Raw genomic sequence first — 15,796 nt, 5'->3', positions numbered from 1 at the left:
TGAGTCCTACGGTGCGTTGTGGTGGTGGCGAAAGGTTTTTTGGCGCTTGGGATGTTTCGTGGTGTCGCGGGCTTCGCAAGCAAAGCCCCTACGTATTGCGTCCTAAATCATTGTCGATGATTTCTTGGAGTGTCGGTGTTTCGGAAAGCCATTCGGGTTGTGGGCCTTGGTTGCTGTTTAAGGCTAAAGTGAATTCGGGCGTATAGTCGCGACTTAATCTCCAGTGCGGCCATGTCTGGTTGATTGATAAGAGCTGCTTACGGTATGGGTTGAGGAAGATATATTTACTGAATGGTTCCAGTGCGTCGTCGGCGCGAAGGCGATGGTCATGGTAGTTGCGCTGCCATGTGAGCTTTGCTTGCTCCATCGCACCTTTGGTCTTTGTTTTGAATTTGCTGATGATTTGAGCGAGTGTGAGTCGTGTGCCTAAAGTGCAGAGCCAATGAATGTGATCGGGCATGATCGTCGCGCAGTGAAAGGTGTAGTCGTGGGTGGAGTGCTGTGCGCGCCAGGCATTGAGGATGGCGGTGGCAGTTAATGGGTTAGTGAGGTTTGTTTTTCTGGATTCGGTGCAGAGTGTCATGAAATACCGCGCATGTGGAATGGAGACACGACCGATGCGTAGATTGTCTGTTTTACGTATGGGCCGTGGTTTCATTTTTTTGTGATTCTTTTTTTTGTAGGGGCTTTGCTCGCGAAGCCCGCGAATGTGCAGGTGGGCTCGGTTGTTCGAGAAGGTGGGTGCTTTGTGGTGGTTTCGAAGGGTTTTGGTGGTGTGTGGCGTTGTGGTGTTGTCGCGGGCTTCGCAAGCAAAGCCCCTACGTTTTCTTTAAAACGGGCACGCCTAGTTGGCGGCGTAGTTGGGTCACGGTGTCTTCGCCGTTGCTGATCATGAGCATGGGCGCGGCGAGTCGGCGTAGGTGCTTTTCTAGTTTGTGCTGTTCTAGGTCAAAGTCGGATTTTAAATGGTCGCGGGTGGTTTTGTCGGTGAAGTTGACTTCGGTTTGCTGTGTGCCATCGGATACGTTGAGTGCATCATTGAAGGCGTCGATGCGTGAGTGGTCGTGAGTCATGAGGGTGAGCACGTCGTTGTGGGCGGCCATTTGCGCGACGAGGCGTTCGCTGTCTGCGTCGACACCGGCCATGTCGGAGACGATGACAATTAATACGTCGTGTGTGGCGATTTGAGCGGCGCGGCGGAGTGCGTTGTTGAATGCATTGGGATTGGGCTGCTGGTCGGCGTCGACTTTGAGTGCGTGATTCATGCGCACAATATGCCCGAGAATCGTCATCGCGTTGGCTTCGCTGCGTTGTGGCCTGACGGCGGCGATTTCGCTATCGTTGAAAACAATGGCGCCCGCACGATCGCCGGATGCGAGGGCACGCCAGACGCCGACGGCGCCGCACTCGGCGGCGGTGACGGATTTCATCTGCCGCTTCGTGCCGAAAAACATGTTCTGCCGCTGGTCAACAATCATCAGCACGGCGCGGTCTTTCTCTTCGGCGCAAACCCGCACATGCGGTTGGCGGGTGCGAGCCGTGACTTTCCAATCCATGGTGCGCGTGTCGTCGCCAGGCAGATAGCGGCGGATTTCGACGAAGTCCATGCCGCGGCCGCGTAGTTTGGAGCCATAACGACCACTGAGCACGCTGGAGACTGGCTGCGTGGGGCGTAGCGAAAAGTCCTGCGTCTCAAAGCGGAGCCGGATGAGCTGATCTAGCTCTGCGTAAGCGCCGGAGGTCGATTCGGCTTTGGCTTTCTTACGCTTTAGTAGGTTCCAGTTCATTTGTTAAGAGAGCTGAGAGCTGAGACCTGAGAGCTGAGACCTGAGGTGGGAGGGCTGAGAGCTTTGTAGGGGGCGTGCTTGCGCGAACCGCGAAGGCAGGAGACGTTACGAAATTTCGTGTGCCTGTCGGCAGTGCGCGGTCTTCGCCCTTCGACAAGCTCAGGGCCTTGAGCCTGTCGAAACGGCAAGCAAAGCCCCTACGTTGGGGGCGCGAACTCTCTTCGATATGCTGTTCACAAATCATGACCGGTGGTAGGAGAATTACGCAATCGCGACGTTCTTTAACAACGTATCGATGACGTCGTTGGTGGTGACGCCGTCGGCGTTGGCTTCGAAGCTGAGCACTAGGCGGTGGCGTAGGCAATCGCCAGCGATGGCGCGGATGTCTTCGACGGTGACATGGTCGCGGCCCTGTAGCCAGGCATGTCCACGGGCGCATTTGTCGAGGGCGATCGAGCCGCGTGGGCTGACGCCGACTTGAATGTATTTAGCAACGGACTCGCCGGCGGTATTTTGCCCGCGGGTGGCTGCGACGATGTCGACGATATAGCGTTCAAGTGATTCTGCGATGCTGACTTGTGCAATCTCTTCGCGGGCGGTAAAGACGACCTCCTGAGCGAGTGGTTCCGCGGACGCTTTGTTATTGTGGCCGCCACCTTCGTTACGCACGAGGCGTAGGATTTCCAGTTCGGAGGCTGGATCGGGGTGGTCGATATAGACGTGTAGCAGAAAGCGGTCCATCTGTGCTTCAGGCAGCGGGTAGGTGCCTTCTTGCTCGATCGGATTCTGCGTGGCCATGACCATGAAGAGGTCGGGCAACTTGTGCGAATTGCTGGCGACCGTGACTTGGCGCTCTTCCATTGCTTCGAGCAGGGCGGCTTGCACCTTTGCGGGGGCGCGGTTGATTTCGTCGGCGAGCACAATGTTGGCGAAGATGGGGCCTTGTTGAAACGCGAAGCGCTCAGCGGCGTCTTCGCCCAGATAGACTTCGGAGCCAGTGATATCGGATGGCAGTAGGTCGGGCGTGAATTGGATGCGACTGAAGTCGGCCTCCATATTTTGCGCGAGGCTTTTAACGGCGCGCGTTTTCGCGAGACCGGGCAAGCCTTCAACGAGCACATTGCCATTGCACAGTAGGGTGAGCAGCAGGCGCTCGACGACTGCAGGCTGACCGATGATCGACGTCTGCATGCGCTTGCTGAGTTCAAGGATTTTAGGGAGGGCGGTGCTCATAGATTTGTGAGAGTAGGTGAACCGTCTGCAGATTCAAACACGTAAGGTTATTTATTGGTTAAAGTGGCCATTAAAATGGGCAGAATTCTTGTATAAAGTGCCCTGCGCAATTGCAATTGATGAAGAGGCCTTGTAACTAGTTAGCTTCACCCTTTCGTGCAGGAAGCATACGATTCGTTCTGCTTCTGTGCGTTTGAGAAAAACCCTCACTATAACTATGAAAAAAACACTGTTCACACTGGCGGTGGGCCTAGCTTCGATGAGCTTCGCCCAAGCAGCCGATAAGCCAAATATTTTGGTCATCTGGGGCGACGATGTCGGCCAATCTAACATCAGCGCATACACTCGCGGCATGATGGGCTACCATACGCCGAATATCGACCGTATCGCTGACGAAGGTATTCTATTTACCGATTACTATGGTGAGCAGTCCTGCACCGCGGGCCGTTCCTCATTTATTTTGGGGCAGAGTGTGTTTCGCACGGGTCTCTCTAAAGTCGGCCTACCGGGCGCGGCTCAAGGGATCAACGAACTCGACCCAACGATTGCGGTGCTGCTGAAGGATCACGGCTATGCCACGGGGCAGTTCGGTAAGAATCACCTCGGTGACCGCGACGAGCACCTACCAACCAATCACGGTTTTGATGAATTTTATGGTAACCTTTACCACCTCAACGCCGAGGAAGAGCCGGAAAATGAAGATTATCCGAAAGATCCAGAGTTTCGTAAGAAGTTCGGCCCACGCGGTGTGATTCATTCCTTCGCAGACGGTAAGATCGAAGATACCGGTCCGTTGACTAAGAAGCGCATGGAAACAGTGGATGATGACACGGTTGCTCGTGCAATTGACTTCATTCGTCGTCAAGAAGCAGCCGACAAGCCATGGTTTGTCTGGTGGAGTGGCACACGCATGCACTTTCGCACACACGTGAGCGAAGAGAAGCTAGCAGCGATCAAGGCGAAGAACCCTCTGGCTGATGTATATACTTGCGGCATGATCGAGCATGACATGCACATTGGTGAGTTTCTCGCAGTGATCGACGAGCTGGGTATCGCTGATAATACGATTATTCACTACTCGACTGATAATGGTCCGCACTACAACACGTGGCCCGATGCCGCTGCGACACCATTCCGCGGTGAGAAGAACACCAACTGGGAGGGCGGCTGGCGCGTGCCCTGCTTGGTTCGCTGGCCTGGAGTCGTGGAGCCCGGTTCTGTCAGTAATGGCGTGGTGCATCACATGGACTGGTTGCCGACATTCGTCGCAGCTGCAGGTGATGCCGATCTCAAGGAAGACTTGCTGGATGGCTATACATCAAGCGCGCTAGGGCGTGACTATAAGATCCACCTTGATGGTTATAACTTGATGGATCACCTGAAGGATCCTCAAGGCGTGCCAAGCCCTCGCAGTGAGATTTTCTACTTTTCGGATGATGGCGATTTGACTGCGTTGCGCTATGAGCAATGGAAGTTGATCTTCATGGAGCAGAAGACTGAAGCTGGTTTCCGCGCATGGATGGAGCCATTCGTGCCACTACGCATTCCATTGATCCTAAATGTTCGTCGCGATCCTTATGAGCGTGCGCCTATTACATCAAACACCTACTACGATTGGTTGCTCGACCGAGCGTATCTCTTGGTGCCCGCTCAGACGTATGTCGGCGAGTTCTTACAGACTTTCAAGGAGTATCCACCACGCATGAAGGCGGCGACTTTCTCGCTCGATCAAGTGATGGAGCAGATGCTGAATGCGCCTGTCGGTAACTAGACTGATTCGACTCTTTCGATTTTTCAGCCGCGCTCAGCAATGAGCGCGGCTTTTTTGTGCGCCAAGGCTTGCATGCTGGCGAATTCTCTTTTTGCTCCTCCGCTAACATGGCTAAAACGACACAAACTGGAATCATCGCATTTGAAGACGGAACTATTTTCCGTGGCCGCGCCTTTGGTGCCGTAGCGACTAATGTAGGCGAAGCCTGCTTTAACACTAGTATGACGGGCTATCAGGAGATCCTGACCGACCCTTCTTATTTCTCTCAAATCGTCACAATGACTGCGGTGCAGATCGGCAACTATGGCATTTGCCCAGACGACGTTGAGTCCGATGGTCCGAAGGTCAAAGGCTTTATCGTTCGCGAAGTCAGCCCAGTTGCGAGTAACTGGCGCAGCAATACTTCAATCCAAGACTACTTGGCAGAAGCTGGTATTCCCGGCATCGAAGGTGTCGATACTCGTGCGATCACTAAGAAGCTCCGCGTGTCTGGTGCGCTCAAGGCCTGCATCAGCACTGAGGACATTACAGACGAAGAAGCGGTGCAACGTGCCAAGGACTTCGGCGGTCTCGTCGGTGTCGACTTCGTTAAGGAAGTGACTGCTAAGGAAGCCTATGAGTGGGATCCTGAGCGTAAGCAATCCACTCCGTTCACGGTTGTGGGCACTCAGTTGCTCAGTGATGCGGCTCCAACCAAGCGCTACAAAGTGGCTGCATTGGACTTTGGTGGTAAGTTCTCGATCTATCGTAAATTGCAGCACCACGGTTTTGATGTGCACGTCTTTCCTGCGACAGCGACTGCAGAAGAGATCAAAGCGATCAGCCCAGACGGCGTCTTCCTTTCAAATGGCCCTGGTGATCCAAGTGCAGTCGATTACGCGCACGCGACCGTGAAGGAGTTGATCGAGCTTTACCCAACATTCGGTATTTGCCTCGGCCACCAGATCATCACGCACGCGATCGGTGCAAAGACCTTTAAGCTGAAATTCGGCCACCGCGGTGGTAATCAGCCAGTCAAGAACCTCGAAACTGGCAAGGTGTCGATCACTGCGCAGAATCACGGTTTCGCCTCCACTCGCGAAGAGTTGGAAGCCGCAGGCGCGATTGTGACTGAAATCAACTTGAACGACGAAACCGTCGAAGGCCTACGCCTCAAGGACAAGCCCGTCTTCTCCGTGCAGTATCACCCCGAAGCCGCACCTGGCCCGAACGATGCCGATGCCCTGTTTGTAGATTTCTACAAGCTGGTTGCAGCGAACGCGAAGTAAGCGCTTGCAGTAGTATTTTTCTAAAGCGGTGAGGCCAGTGTGCCTCGCCGCTTTTTTGTGGAGTATGGACACTCTTGTCCATTTCGGCAGGTTCGATCTCCAATGATCGTAGCCTCGAAACTCTGTTTCGGGGTCTTACCAGTAGCTACCATGCATCGTCGAGTTCGAGGGCAGAATGCAGCACTCGGACGATTTGCACTGGGTTTTCTTGCTCGAAATAGATGACATAGCGGCCGGTTGGTATCGAGCGTAGGCCAATACTGATCTCATTTCGCTCGCGTCCGATCTTGGGGAAATCGGCCAAGCGCCGGAAGAGCCTATCCAGAGACTCGTAGAAGGCGACTGCCGAGACGGGGTCGTCTTGAGCGATGTAATCGAGTATGGCTTCGATGTCTGTCTCGGCTTGTCGGCTGAGTGCGTAATCAGACACCGTGCTTATTCTTCAGTGTTTCGCGGAGGCGTTGCATGGCGGGTTTGCCATTATTGTATCCGGACTGGCGGCCTTCTTCGACTTGTTGCTGTAAGTTTTGTAGTTTCGCCTCATTCGCTTCTAGAAGGCGTAGGCCTTCGCGCACGACCTCGCTCGATGAGCGATAGCGCCCCTGTTTGACTTGGTCGGCGACGAATTGATCCAACTTGGGGGTGAGTGAAACATTCATACGGGAACGCTAATGATATGTATCGGGATGTCAAAGATTGTTATATTCCTGCTTAAGTTAACAAATTCACATCGTTAACTTCTTGTCGCGCGAGGCACTTTCGTTAGCTACTGACGTATGAATCCTGATGTGAGTAAGATGAGTCGCATGGAGCGTCTGCAGGCTATGGAGTCGTTTTGGGATGCCATGTGTCAGGATGAGAAGAATGCGCCCAGCTCTCAAGGCTGGCATGGAGCTGTTCTTGAGGAGCGAAGGCAGACAATCGCGTCGGGAGATGCAAAATGGCTGAGCCTCGATGAATTGAAGAAGCGGCTACGACGATGAAACTGTCGGAGGTCATTTTCAGGGACAAAAGAAGAACCAATCCAACGCATTTTTTTTAACCGCTTATTGACGCTGATTGAACGTTTATCCAGCACGATGCATGAACCTAAAAAGATGAGTTTAACCGTTAATAAACGTTAATCAGAGGTTCTAAATGCATACTGCTTAAATACTTGAGTGACGTCTCTAACTATGAATGGAGTGTTAGCTCATTCGCCATTTTGGCAGTGGGCTGGATTGACGTTAATTAACGTCCATTAGCGGTTTAAGAATCAGAGCCCATGCCAACTGCCGAATCTAGGATGAAGAAAAAGCAATCTGAGAGGTAGCCGAAGTGGCGAAGAGATTGCTTCTCTTCGGTGAGTTTTATGGATTGTGGATATGCATCTTCTGTCATTTATTCGCGTTGATCTGCGTGATTCGTCGTTTCAACTCATCTTTTTAGGATGAACGATTAAAGTGCTGATGTTCTCAACCCATCAACCTTCCTTCAAATTCACATCTAACCACTCGATCATGGTATGTGCCGACGCGCGGGCGGTTTCGATTGGATAGCCGCCGGCTTTTTTGACGAATTCAGTTTCATCCGGCTCAAAGGTGCGGATGAAGACCTTGGTGGAGTGGTTTCTCAAGTAATCGAGGGCGATTTTTGCGTCGCGTGTGCGACGCATCGAGCAGACCACCGCTTTAGCTTGGCGGCAGTTGGCTTGTTTCAGAATACGAGGGTTCGCGCCGTCGCCTTGGATACAACGCACATCGAGGGCGATGAGCTTGCGGATGACTGCAGCATCGTCGTCGATCACGATCACAGGGATGTCGTGCTCTTTAAAGAGTTGCAGGGTTTGACGTCCGGCTCGTCCGTAGCCGAGTAGCACGGCGTGCCCGCGTAAATTCGCGCTGTCCAGCTCGCCGCGTCGATAGCGCGGGTGCAGTTTCATCAGCGACCAGGCTATTTTATCGCGTGAGATCAGCGGCGTCAGCGTCATGGTGCTCACTGTGATCAAGGTGATCATTGAGAACAGCTCAGCACTGATTTGCCCCGACGACATGCCAGCCAGTGCGAGCAGGAGTGAGAATTCGCTGGTTTGGGAGAGTAGAATGCCAGCCTCGATGGAGGCGCGGGTGGAGTAGCCGACCGCTTCGCCGATCACTGAGACGAGCCCGACGGTGACGATGATCAATACAATAATGAACACCAGGCTGTGCCAGAGCATATCACCTTGTGGCATGGTCAGCGATGCACCAACTGCGATGAAAAATAGCGCGAGGAAGAAACTGGAGAGCGAGCCGAGCATGCCGCGCACGAGTCCGTTCATCGGGAACGCGGAAATCGAGAACCCAGCAAAGAATGCGCCGACGAGGAAAGGGAGCTTGAGCACGTAGGCGAGTCCCGAGAACACGAACAGAATGCCGAGCGCACCGAGCATCAACTCTTCGTCATCGAGCTTGAGGCGACGTGTGATCCACGGCACGAACCAGCGGTGTATCCCAATTGCGACGCAACCGAGGCCGACCGCGCGGGTGACGGCAAAGAAGCTCTCAACTCCGCCTTCGGGCGATTTGAGCAGTGCCACCATGATGAGGATAATGAAGAGATCTTGCACCAGCAGCACCCCGAGCACGAGGCGGCCGAAGGGCTCAAACATTTGACGGCGACGTTGTAAATGACGCACCACCACGAGCGTCGAACTGGCTGATAGTGCGCAGCCCAGATAAAGAGCGGTGGTTACATCGTAGCCGAGCGCGAAGGCTGTGATTACGCCCGCCAGCCCGAGAATGAAGAACTGCACAGACGCCACCGTGATGATCGCACGCGTGCGGCCAAGCATCCGACGCGGGCTCAGGTCGACGCCTGCGGTAAAGACCAGCATCGCCAGCCCGAGCTCCATCATTTCGCTGAGCAAGTCCTCCGGCACTTTGATATCCCAGAAGTTCGCCAGCTCATGCAGCACGGCGCCGATCAGCATCAGCAACGGAATCGGCGGGAGGCGCAGTAGCTTTGCCAAGCCAAACGCAATCGCAGCAGCGACAAGAAGGATGCAAATACCACTCATCGGTGAAACACTCCTTCCTCTTCCATTAGGTCGCGCTGCTGGATGATGCCGTCGGCGGCAGGCATCATTAGATACGTCGTATCGAGGTCCAGTAAGTCTTCGACCACAGACATGTCGAAGGCGTGGATCGCGCTAGGCACCCCCGCGGAGCGGCAGCGGTAGGCGAGCAGGTGGTTGGTGTCTTCAATTTGCAATGCGGAGACGACGAGCCGTGCTTCGCGCAGGCCAACTTCTTCGACGACGGATTGGTATTCGACATTGCCGATCAAGGTGTCAGCACCACCGAGGCCTTCAAGCTTCTTGGGGTCGGTATCGATCGCGAGAACGCGTTCACTGCGGAGTGTGAGTTGTTTCACGATCTCGCGGCCTAGGGCGTTCATGCCGACGACGATCACGTGATCCTTGCGGTGGCGAAGCGTCTCTTTGTCGGGCTCTTGTTTGGCTCCCAGTCGTTTCAGGATACCCGTGCGGGCGATGATTCGGTAGAGCGCTTCGCTATGGATGATGAGATAGGAGGAGAGCGCGATGGTGATCATACCAACGAGGCCGCCGAGCGCGACGATGTCCGGGCCGATCAGCCCAGTCGTGGCGCCGAGAGCAAGGAGGATGAAGGCGAACTCGCTCACTTGCCCAGTGGCAATGGCAGTTTGAAAGGCGGTATATTCGCTAAACCGTAGGCGGGCTAAGATACTGAAGACGATGATCGGCTTGATGAGTAAGACAAACGCGCTGAGCCCCAGCGCCGCAGGCCAGATTGCACCAAAGCTACTCAGCTCCATCTTAATTCCCAGCGTGACGAGGAAGACCGCGATGAAGAACGCCATCAGTGGGTGCAGGCGTCGGTGTAAGTCTTCGTGAATGGGCAACTGGGCGATGGCAATCCCAGCGAGGAAGGCGCCGATCTCCACTGATAAATGGAATTTATGCGCCAACACTACGACCAGGAAGCACCAGCATAGCGCCCAGATGAAGACGGTTTCGGGTGAGCGCGCGGCCCATGCAAAAGGCTTCGGCAGTAGGTAGCGCGATGCGATCAGCGAGATGATCAGTAGTAATCCCATGCCGCCGAAGGCTTTACCAAAATTGATCAACAGATCCAGTGGCGCGAGTGGTTCGGAGCCGCCGAAGCCCGTCAAGATCGTCAGCGCCGCGATCACCACGATGTCTTGCGCTAGAAAGAGTGCCACCGAGATGCGAGCGTAGAGTCGGCTCATGGCGCCCTTTTGGTCGAGCAACTTGATCACCACCACGGTGCTGCTAAACGTAACCGTGCCGCCGAGGAACACGGCTGCCATGGGGCTGAAGCCCATGCAAAATGCCACAAGCGTGCCGCCGATCGCGGTGAGCAGCACTTGCGCCCCTCCGAGGATCAGGGCAACGCGGCCGAGGTCTTTGACCTTTTCAAAGCTAAGCTCTAGGCCAACGAGAAAGAGTAGCAGGGCAATGCCGAGTTCGGAAATGAGCTCCAACGAGTGATCCAATTCGACGAGATGCAGCCCCGGCCCGAGCACCATGCCGGCGAGAATGTAGCCCACGATGGTGGGCATACGGATCAGTTTACCAAGAAAGGCAAAAGTCGCGGCGGTAATGACAATGAACCCCAGATTGAGGAGTAAGTGCATGTCATGAGCGGCCATATTCGAAGATTAAAAGGTGTTCGGCGTAACAAGCAATTACTGAGCCTAATTTTGAAGTGATTCAATTTGAGGGCCGTGACACAGACATTCTTGTCTGTCCCGTCAGAGTCAGCCACTATTCACACGTAACAGGCAGGAATGCCTATATCACTTCCGTGGCCGTGACACAGACATTCTTGTCTGTCCCGTCAGAGTCAGCCACTATTCACACGTAACAGGCAGGAATGCCTATATCACTTCCGTGGCCGTGACACAGACATTCCTGTCTGTCCCGTCGGAGTCAGCCACTATGCACATGTAACAGGCAGGAATGCCTGTATCACTTTCACTGGCCTACGGCGTATCCTGTAACTTTCCTTGCTGCACGGGCGTCTCGCAGGTGAGGTGCTCTAGCACTTCGCCGATCAAATATAGTGAGCCAGTCACGACGATGGTGTCGCCAGGCTCACCGAGTGTGCAGATGCCGACAGCAGGGAAAATGTCTTCGAGCTCACGGTGGTGAATCGGTGCTGTATTCGTTTTGGGGATACAGGTTTCGAGCACGTCCGTGGGTGTGGCGCGGGATTGGTCGGGTGCGAGTAAATGTAGCTCGCGGGCGTGGCGGCTGACGACTGCCATCAGGCTGCGGGCGCGAAACTCGCCGAGCGTGCCCGCGACGATGATCGGCTTTTGCTTGGTCTGCTCGAACAGCTTCTGTAAATTCTCATCCAGCATCTCAGAGCCTTCGGGGTTGTGCGAGGCGTCGAGAATGAGGGTCTTGTCGGCGAGTTGGATCGTCTCCCAACGGCCGGGCCAGTGAATGGTTTGCAGCGCTTCGGCAGTGCGTGCGGTATCGATCGGGAAGCGTTCGTTGAGAATTTCGGCCGCGTAAACGGCAGTTGCGGCGTTCCAACGTTGGCAGGAGCCAGAGAGATTGGTTTCGGGGAGTGCGTCGAACTCAGGGAAGCGCTCACAGACGGAGTAGAGTGGGCTACCTTTGTCGCGGGCGACTCTGCGCACCACTGATTCGGCTGCGTCGGGGAGTTTACCGATCAGCACAGGTTTGCCAGCCTTGATGATACCGGCCTTCTCCCAACTGATTTTCTCGATGGTATCGCCGAGTTGCTCGATGTGGTCGAGGCTGACGGATGTGATGATCGAGAGTTCTGGATCGACCACGTTGGTCGCGTCGAGACGGCCGCCGAGTCCGGTTTCCAGGAAGGCGAGATCGACTTTGGCTTCGGCGAAGCGCAAAAACGCCATGGCCGTCATAAATTCGAAGAACGATGGATGGTCGTCGGGATCACCTTCGCCGATCTGTTCGGCGACGGGCTTGAGGTGCTTGGTGTAGGCCACAATGTCGGCCTCGTCCAGAATCTCGCGGTTGACCTGCACGCGCTCACCTTGGCGCACTAAGTGTGGCGAGGAGTAGAGCCCCGTTTTGTAGCCGTTGGCGCGGTAGATCGACTCCAGCATCGAGCAGGTCGAGCCTTTGCCGTTGGTGCCGGCGACGTGGATGACCGGGAACGCTTCTTCAGGGTGCCCGAGTGCATCCACGAACAGGCGCATACGATCAATGCCGTATTTTGCGCCCTTGTGTTTAAGGGAATACAGATAGTCGCGTGTCGCGTTATAGTCGGCCGGCGCAGACATATGGCCAAGGTGCTTAGCTAGCTTTTGCCGCTTTCGGTGCTCGGTAGAGCGCCTTGAGCATGTTGATCATACGATCGCGCATTTCGCCACGTGGGATGATCAGGTCAATCAGACCGCGGTCGACTAGGAATTCGGATGTTTGGAAACCGGCAGGAAGATCCTGTTGTGTGGTTTCTTTGATCACGCGAGGGCCTGCAAAACCAATCAATGCTTCGGGCTCGGCGATGATGACATCACCGAGGGACGCGTAACTTGCCATGACACCAGCCATGGTCGGGTTGGTCAAAATCGAGAAATAAGGGATCTTTGCTTCACTCAAGCGGGCGAGTGCCGCGCTGGTTTTGGCCATTTGCATGAGGCTGAGGATGCCTTCCTGCATACGTGCACCACCCGAAGCAGAGACGATGATGACGGGAATCTTTTGATCGACACCGCGCTCAATGGTGCGGGTCAACTTTTCGCCAGCTGCAGAGCCGAGGCTAGCTGCCATGAAGCGAAAGTCCATGACTGCGATGCTCACCTTGATGCCACCCATGATGCCGACGCCAGAGATGACGGTGTCGGTCTCCTTGGTCTTGTTCTGGTTGGCTTTCAGCTTTTCAGGGTAAGAGCTCGTCGCGTTGAACTCAAGTGGGTCGAGCGAACTGACACCCATGTCCATCTCTTCGAAAGTGCCTTCGTCCAGCATCGAATGGATGCGGTCACGTGCTTTGAGCGGGAAGTGGTAGCCGCTGGATGGCACGACCATAAGGTTCTCTTTGAGCACCTTATTATAGATGATTTCACCAGTTTTTGGGCATTTCGTCCAAAGATCCTTGGGGATATCCTTCTTTTTTACGGTGACTGTCGAGTATTGTGGTTTTCCGAAGAGTGCCATGATGTGAGATGAAGTTAGTAATTAAAATGTAGGGAACAGACGCTAGCCATGTCCAATGGTGACGACGTTCAGGTGGAGGACGCCTGCATCGCGGAGAACACGAGCGCAGGCGTTGAGTGTCGACCCTGTGGTAAAAACGTCGTCGACGAGGATGTATTGTTTGTCGGGAATTAGAACCGCATCGGGCGCTAAGGCAAAGGCATTTTTTACGTTTCGGTGACGTTCCACATGATTCAGGCGGGTTTGGCTCTGTGTATACACACGTCGTATTAGCAGATGTTCTACTTGAGAGCGCCCTTCGGTGGCTGCTACCAGCATCTTAGCAATCCTCTCACTTTGGTTAAATCCGCGCTCTCGTAGCTTGGTCGGATGTAACGGAACTGGCACAAAGGTGGCATCTTGAATGTAGTCATAATAATGTCTCGAGGTGGTGACTATTTTCTGAAGGTCTCTCAATACATAGAAGCCCGACTGATATTTGAGATGATGTAGGAGGCTGCGTCCCGCGGTTTTGGCGATAAACAACGCCTTACCATGGTCAAAGACAGGATCGAGGTCGACGCAGTGCGGGCACACCTTTGGGCCAACGACCGCTCCAAAAAAAGGATAGCCACAGGTTTTGCAGGCAGGCGGGAGGCAGGGCAGGATCTCTTGGGCGCAGGGAGCGCAGAGGAACTCGTAGGGCGATTCTTCGATCGCGTCGCCACAATGCACACAACTCCGTGGGAATACGAGATCGAGAGCAGATTTGAGGCAGGGGTTCACTATGCGAGTTGTGATGAGATATCTAGGAATAGACTCTGAAAGGCCTTTCAGGTGGGGGGCTGAGGCAGGTGCGACGCTTTTTTTTCTTAATGGTAGGAAATGGTTTTTGTCGTGCTGTGTCCTGCTATTGGGAGTTACTTATGTGTTTATCCTTATTTTCGGTGCTTTTATTCTTATTTTTGGTTGTTTTGCTATTTAGTTACTTAAGTGTCTGATTGATAATGGTTAAGTGCTTTATTCTTATTTCGTCTTCCTTTATCCTTATTTATTTAAAAAACGATAGAGGGCATTTGGATCACGTCTTTTTTCGGACAACCTCTCCACCATTTTAAGCTCGATCAGGTGTCGTAGATTATAACGTATTGCCTGCCCAGTCAGAGGCATTACGTCCTCGAATGCAGGCACATCCATCTCCTGTTTTTCAAATAGTATTTGGATGATCCGTTGTTGGCTGTTGTTGAGTGCTTCCCAGTTGGCTTCTATGCGCTCGAGGGTCTCGCTGAAGATCGTTTCTTTGTGGGCGGTTACTTTATTACGCAGCGTTAACGTGACTGTGCTTTCGATATCAGTATAGACTGGTTCTGCTAACATGGAGTCGCGCATGGCGTCAAAGATACGCGGCACGCCTTCATTCAGTTCGCGCACATAGCCCATGTCTGCGAGCACGCGGGTGATCCGCGGATTGCGCGCATAGCGTTCGCGGCCGATGTTTTCGATTGTAACTTGAGCAGGTAGGGGGCCGCTGTTGGATATTTCCAGCCGATCATCGAAATGTTTAATGTAGATCGAATTGCCCTGTAGGTTATAAGAACGGTGGCACAGGGCGTTCACGATGCCCTCCATCCATGCGTCTTTGGGGGACTCCGGCACTCGTTCGAACCGTCCATTCTCCATGTTGAGATAGTAGTAGTCGCGCAACGAAGCTTCCATGAATGCTTCTAGCTTGCGAATTAGGTTTGGAATGCAGTCTTCGAAGCGCTCATCTTTGACGACGTTAAACCGCTGCCCACTTTGCCGTTCGGTGCCCGTGTAGCGGACATAGCGCACGTAGGCATTCGCAATGTATTGGCTGGGGTCTATGGCAAACAGTAGGATCGCTGCGTTTTTAAAGAGAAGCTGCCCATTACGCTTAGTCGCCAAATTTCGCTTTATTGCCAGTGCTTCAAAAGTGCCTTGGTAGTGCATTGCTTTGCGATATGCTTCGCAGACGGTGTTGTCGAAATCAGCGGGATCAAAATCCTCATGCACTTCGTCTTCGTAAGAGCGAATCGCCTTATTGTATTCCAGTTTTTTAACCTCTGCGCGCTTTTCGGGGCCTTTGTTGCTATCCGCCACACGCAGGTAGACGGCTTCATTGTCTTTGCGCTGAAATAGGCGCTCATAGTCATGATCCACGTGAAAGAGGAAGATTAATGTGCCATCGGTTAGCAAGAGTTCTTCCAGTTCGATGTTTGCCGGAGGGTGAATGTAGTCGTGCACCAACTTTCGATACTCGTCGAGTTCGCGGGGTGAGAGCACATTCAAATCTTCCACTGCGCCCGAATCATGCATCCCATATACTAAAGTGCCACCGCCAGCGTTGAGCATGCCGATCAACTCGTTGGCAATTTTTGAAGACTTTGTATCGCGCCCCTTCCGCTCCAGATACTGCCCTTCGGGCTTGGTTTGCAGACCTTCGAGTGTCAGCGCGGAGTTGTAATTGGAAAAGGACATGGTGGGTAGTTGAGGAATCAAACGTCGAATGCGCAAGGCGTATGTTCCATTCGTAATATGTTCGTCCTGCGCTTAG

15 protein-coding genes are annotated in these 15,796 nt (G+C 53.7%); 3 read left to right on the top strand and 12 right to left on the bottom strand.

What is annotated here, in order from left to right; translation table 11 throughout:
- Positions 1-88: 88 nt before the first annotated feature.
- From GZZ87_RS03955 to GZZ87_RS03945, 3 genes are all read right to left on the bottom strand, one after another.
- On the bottom strand, positions 89-658 hold the full coding sequence (locus GZZ87_RS03955) for a transposase (RefSeq protein ID WP_162027477.1): 570 nt from the start codon (positions 656-658) through the stop codon (positions 89-91).
- Positions 659-818: 160 nt separating this feature from the next.
- Positions 819-1,787 carry a DUF58 domain-containing protein gene (locus GZZ87_RS03950; protein ID WP_162027476.1) on the bottom strand — a complete coding sequence of 323 codons (969 nt, stop codon included), beginning with the start codon at positions 1,785-1,787 and terminating at the stop codon, positions 819-821.
- A gap of 261 nt (positions 1,788-2,048) precedes the next feature.
- A complete protein-coding gene (locus GZZ87_RS03945; protein ID WP_162027475.1) occupies positions 2,049-3,020 on the bottom strand; it encodes a MoxR family ATPase in 972 nt (323 codons plus the stop codon).
- A 217-nt stretch (positions 3,021-3,237) separates the two neighbouring features.
- Between GZZ87_RS03945 and GZZ87_RS03940 the strand changes: the two genes are divergently transcribed.
- Both GZZ87_RS03940 and carA read left to right on the top strand, forming a co-directional pair.
- On the top strand, positions 3,238-4,791 hold the full coding sequence (locus tag GZZ87_RS03940) for an arylsulfatase (RefSeq protein WP_162027474.1): 1,554 nt from the start codon (positions 3,238-3,240) through the stop codon (positions 4,789-4,791).
- 107 nt (positions 4,792-4,898) lie between these two features.
- Complete coding sequence (gene carA, locus GZZ87_RS03935) at positions 4,899-6,059, top strand: glutamine-hydrolyzing carbamoyl-phosphate synthase small subunit (RefSeq protein ID WP_162027473.1); 1,161 nt, start codon at positions 4,899-4,901, stop codon at positions 6,057-6,059.
- A gap of 145 nt (positions 6,060-6,204) precedes the next feature.
- On the opposite strand, the gene GZZ87_RS03930 is transcribed toward carA, so the two are convergent.
- Both GZZ87_RS03930 and GZZ87_RS03925 read right to left on the bottom strand, forming a co-directional pair.
- The gene (locus GZZ87_RS03930; protein ID WP_162027472.1) at positions 6,205-6,489 is read right to left on the bottom strand and encodes a type II toxin-antitoxin system RelE/ParE family toxin; all 285 of its coding nucleotides are present in this window, start codon (positions 6,487-6,489) and stop codon (positions 6,205-6,207) included.
- A complete protein-coding gene (locus tag GZZ87_RS03925) occupies positions 6,482-6,718 on the bottom strand; it encodes a type II toxin-antitoxin system ParD family antitoxin (protein WP_162027471.1) in 237 nt (78 codons plus the stop codon). Before GZZ87_RS03925 ends, GZZ87_RS03930 begins: the two co-directional genes overlap by 8 nt.
- A 117-nt stretch (positions 6,719-6,835) precedes the next feature.
- On the opposite strand from GZZ87_RS03925, the gene GZZ87_RS03920 reads away from it, so the two are divergent.
- Positions 6,836-7,042: an addiction module protein gene (locus GZZ87_RS03920; protein ID WP_162027470.1), complete on the top strand. Its 207-nt coding sequence runs from the start codon at positions 6,836-6,838 to the stop codon at positions 7,040-7,042.
- Between the two features lie 265 nt (positions 7,043-7,307).
- Here GZZ87_RS03920 and GZZ87_RS19880 read toward each other — a convergent pair whose 3' ends face one another.
- From GZZ87_RS19880 to GZZ87_RS03890, 7 genes are all read right to left on the bottom strand, one after another.
- A complete protein-coding gene (locus GZZ87_RS19880; RefSeq protein WP_280178261.1) occupies positions 7,308-7,439 on the bottom strand; it encodes a hypothetical protein in 132 nt (43 codons plus the stop codon).
- 82 nt (positions 7,440-7,521) lie between these two features.
- Positions 7,522-9,096: a cation:proton antiporter gene (locus GZZ87_RS03915; protein ID WP_162027469.1), complete on the bottom strand. Its 1,575-nt coding sequence runs from the start codon at positions 9,094-9,096 to the stop codon at positions 7,522-7,524.
- Entirely contained in the window at positions 9,093-10,733 is a 1,641-nt protein-coding gene (locus GZZ87_RS03910; protein ID WP_162027468.1) for a cation:proton antiporter, read from the bottom strand. Before GZZ87_RS03910 ends, GZZ87_RS03915 begins: the two co-directional genes overlap by 4 nt.
- Positions 10,734-11,066: 333 nt before the next feature.
- Positions 11,067-12,365, bottom strand: coding sequence for a folylpolyglutamate synthase/dihydrofolate synthase family protein (locus GZZ87_RS03905; RefSeq protein ID WP_162027467.1), 1,299 nt, complete (start codon positions 12,363-12,365; stop codon positions 11,067-11,069).
- A 13-nt stretch (positions 12,366-12,378) separates the two neighbouring features.
- Positions 12,379-13,242, bottom strand: a complete 864-nt coding sequence (gene accD / locus GZZ87_RS03900) for an acetyl-CoA carboxylase, carboxyltransferase subunit beta (protein WP_162027466.1) — start codon at positions 13,240-13,242, stop codon at positions 12,379-12,381.
- A gap of 42 nt (positions 13,243-13,284) precedes the next feature.
- Positions 13,285-14,007 (bottom strand): ComF family protein, encoded by a 723-nt coding sequence (locus tag GZZ87_RS03895; protein WP_244648057.1) that lies wholly within the window; start codon positions 14,005-14,007, stop codon positions 13,285-13,287.
- Positions 14,008-14,268: 261 nt separating this feature from the next.
- On the bottom strand, positions 14,269-15,720 hold the full coding sequence (locus GZZ87_RS03890; RefSeq protein ID WP_162027465.1) for an ATP-binding protein: 1,452 nt from the start codon (positions 15,718-15,720) through the stop codon (positions 14,269-14,271).
- Positions 15,721-15,796: the final 76 nt, after the last annotated feature.

It is taken from the genome of Lentimonas sp. CC4 (genome assembly GCF_902728235.1).
Lineage (GTDB): Bacteria > Verrucomicrobiota > Verrucomicrobiia > Opitutales > Coraliomargaritaceae > Lentimonas.
Note: the sequence above shows the minus strand (reverse complement) of the source record. Positions and strands in the feature narration are given on the sequence as shown.

What these genes read in the sequence shown, in the direction of transcription:
- GZZ87_RS03915 (WP_162027469.1), bottom strand. Translation starts at nt 9,096, where the DNA reads ATGAGTGGTATTTGCATCCTTCTTGTCGCTGCTGCGATTGCGTTTGGC.
- GZZ87_RS03925 (WP_162027471.1), bottom strand. Translation starts at nt 6,718, where the DNA reads ATGAATGTTTCACTCACCCCCAAGTTGGATCAATTCGTCGCCGACCAA.
- GZZ87_RS03920 (WP_162027470.1), top strand. Translation starts at nt 6,836, where the DNA reads ATGAATCCTGATGTGAGTAAGATGAGTCGCATGGAGCGTCTGCAGGCT.
- carA (WP_162027473.1), top strand. Translation starts at nt 4,899, where the DNA reads ATGGCTAAAACGACACAAACTGGAATCATCGCATTTGAAGACGGAACT.
- GZZ87_RS03955 (WP_162027477.1), bottom strand. Translation starts at nt 658, where the DNA reads ATGAAACCACGGCCCATACGTAAAACAGACAATCTACGCATCGGTCGT.
- accD (WP_162027466.1), bottom strand. Translation starts at nt 13,242, where the DNA reads ATGGCACTCTTCGGAAAACCACAATACTCGACAGTCACCGTAAAAAAG.
- GZZ87_RS19880 (WP_280178261.1), bottom strand. Translation starts at nt 7,439, where the DNA reads ATGACAGAAGATGCATATCCACAATCCATAAAACTCACCGAAGAGAAG.
- GZZ87_RS03890 (WP_162027465.1), bottom strand. Translation starts at nt 15,720, where the DNA reads ATGTCCTTTTCCAATTACAACTCCGCGCTGACACTCGAAGGTCTGCAA.
- GZZ87_RS03940 (WP_162027474.1), top strand. Translation starts at nt 3,238, where the DNA reads ATGAAAAAAACACTGTTCACACTGGCGGTGGGCCTAGCTTCGATGAGC.
- GZZ87_RS03910 (WP_162027468.1), bottom strand. Translation starts at nt 10,733, where the DNA reads ATGGCCGCTCATGACATGCACTTACTCCTCAATCTGGGGTTCATTGTC.
- GZZ87_RS03945 (WP_162027475.1), bottom strand. Translation starts at nt 3,020, where the DNA reads ATGAGCACCGCCCTCCCTAAAATCCTTGAACTCAGCAAGCGCATGCAG.
- GZZ87_RS03905 (WP_162027467.1), bottom strand. Translation starts at nt 12,365, where the DNA reads ATGTCTGCGCCGGCCGACTATAACGCGACACGCGACTATCTGTATTCC.
- GZZ87_RS03950 (WP_162027476.1), bottom strand. Translation starts at nt 1,787, where the DNA reads ATGAACTGGAACCTACTAAAGCGTAAGAAAGCCAAAGCCGAATCGACC.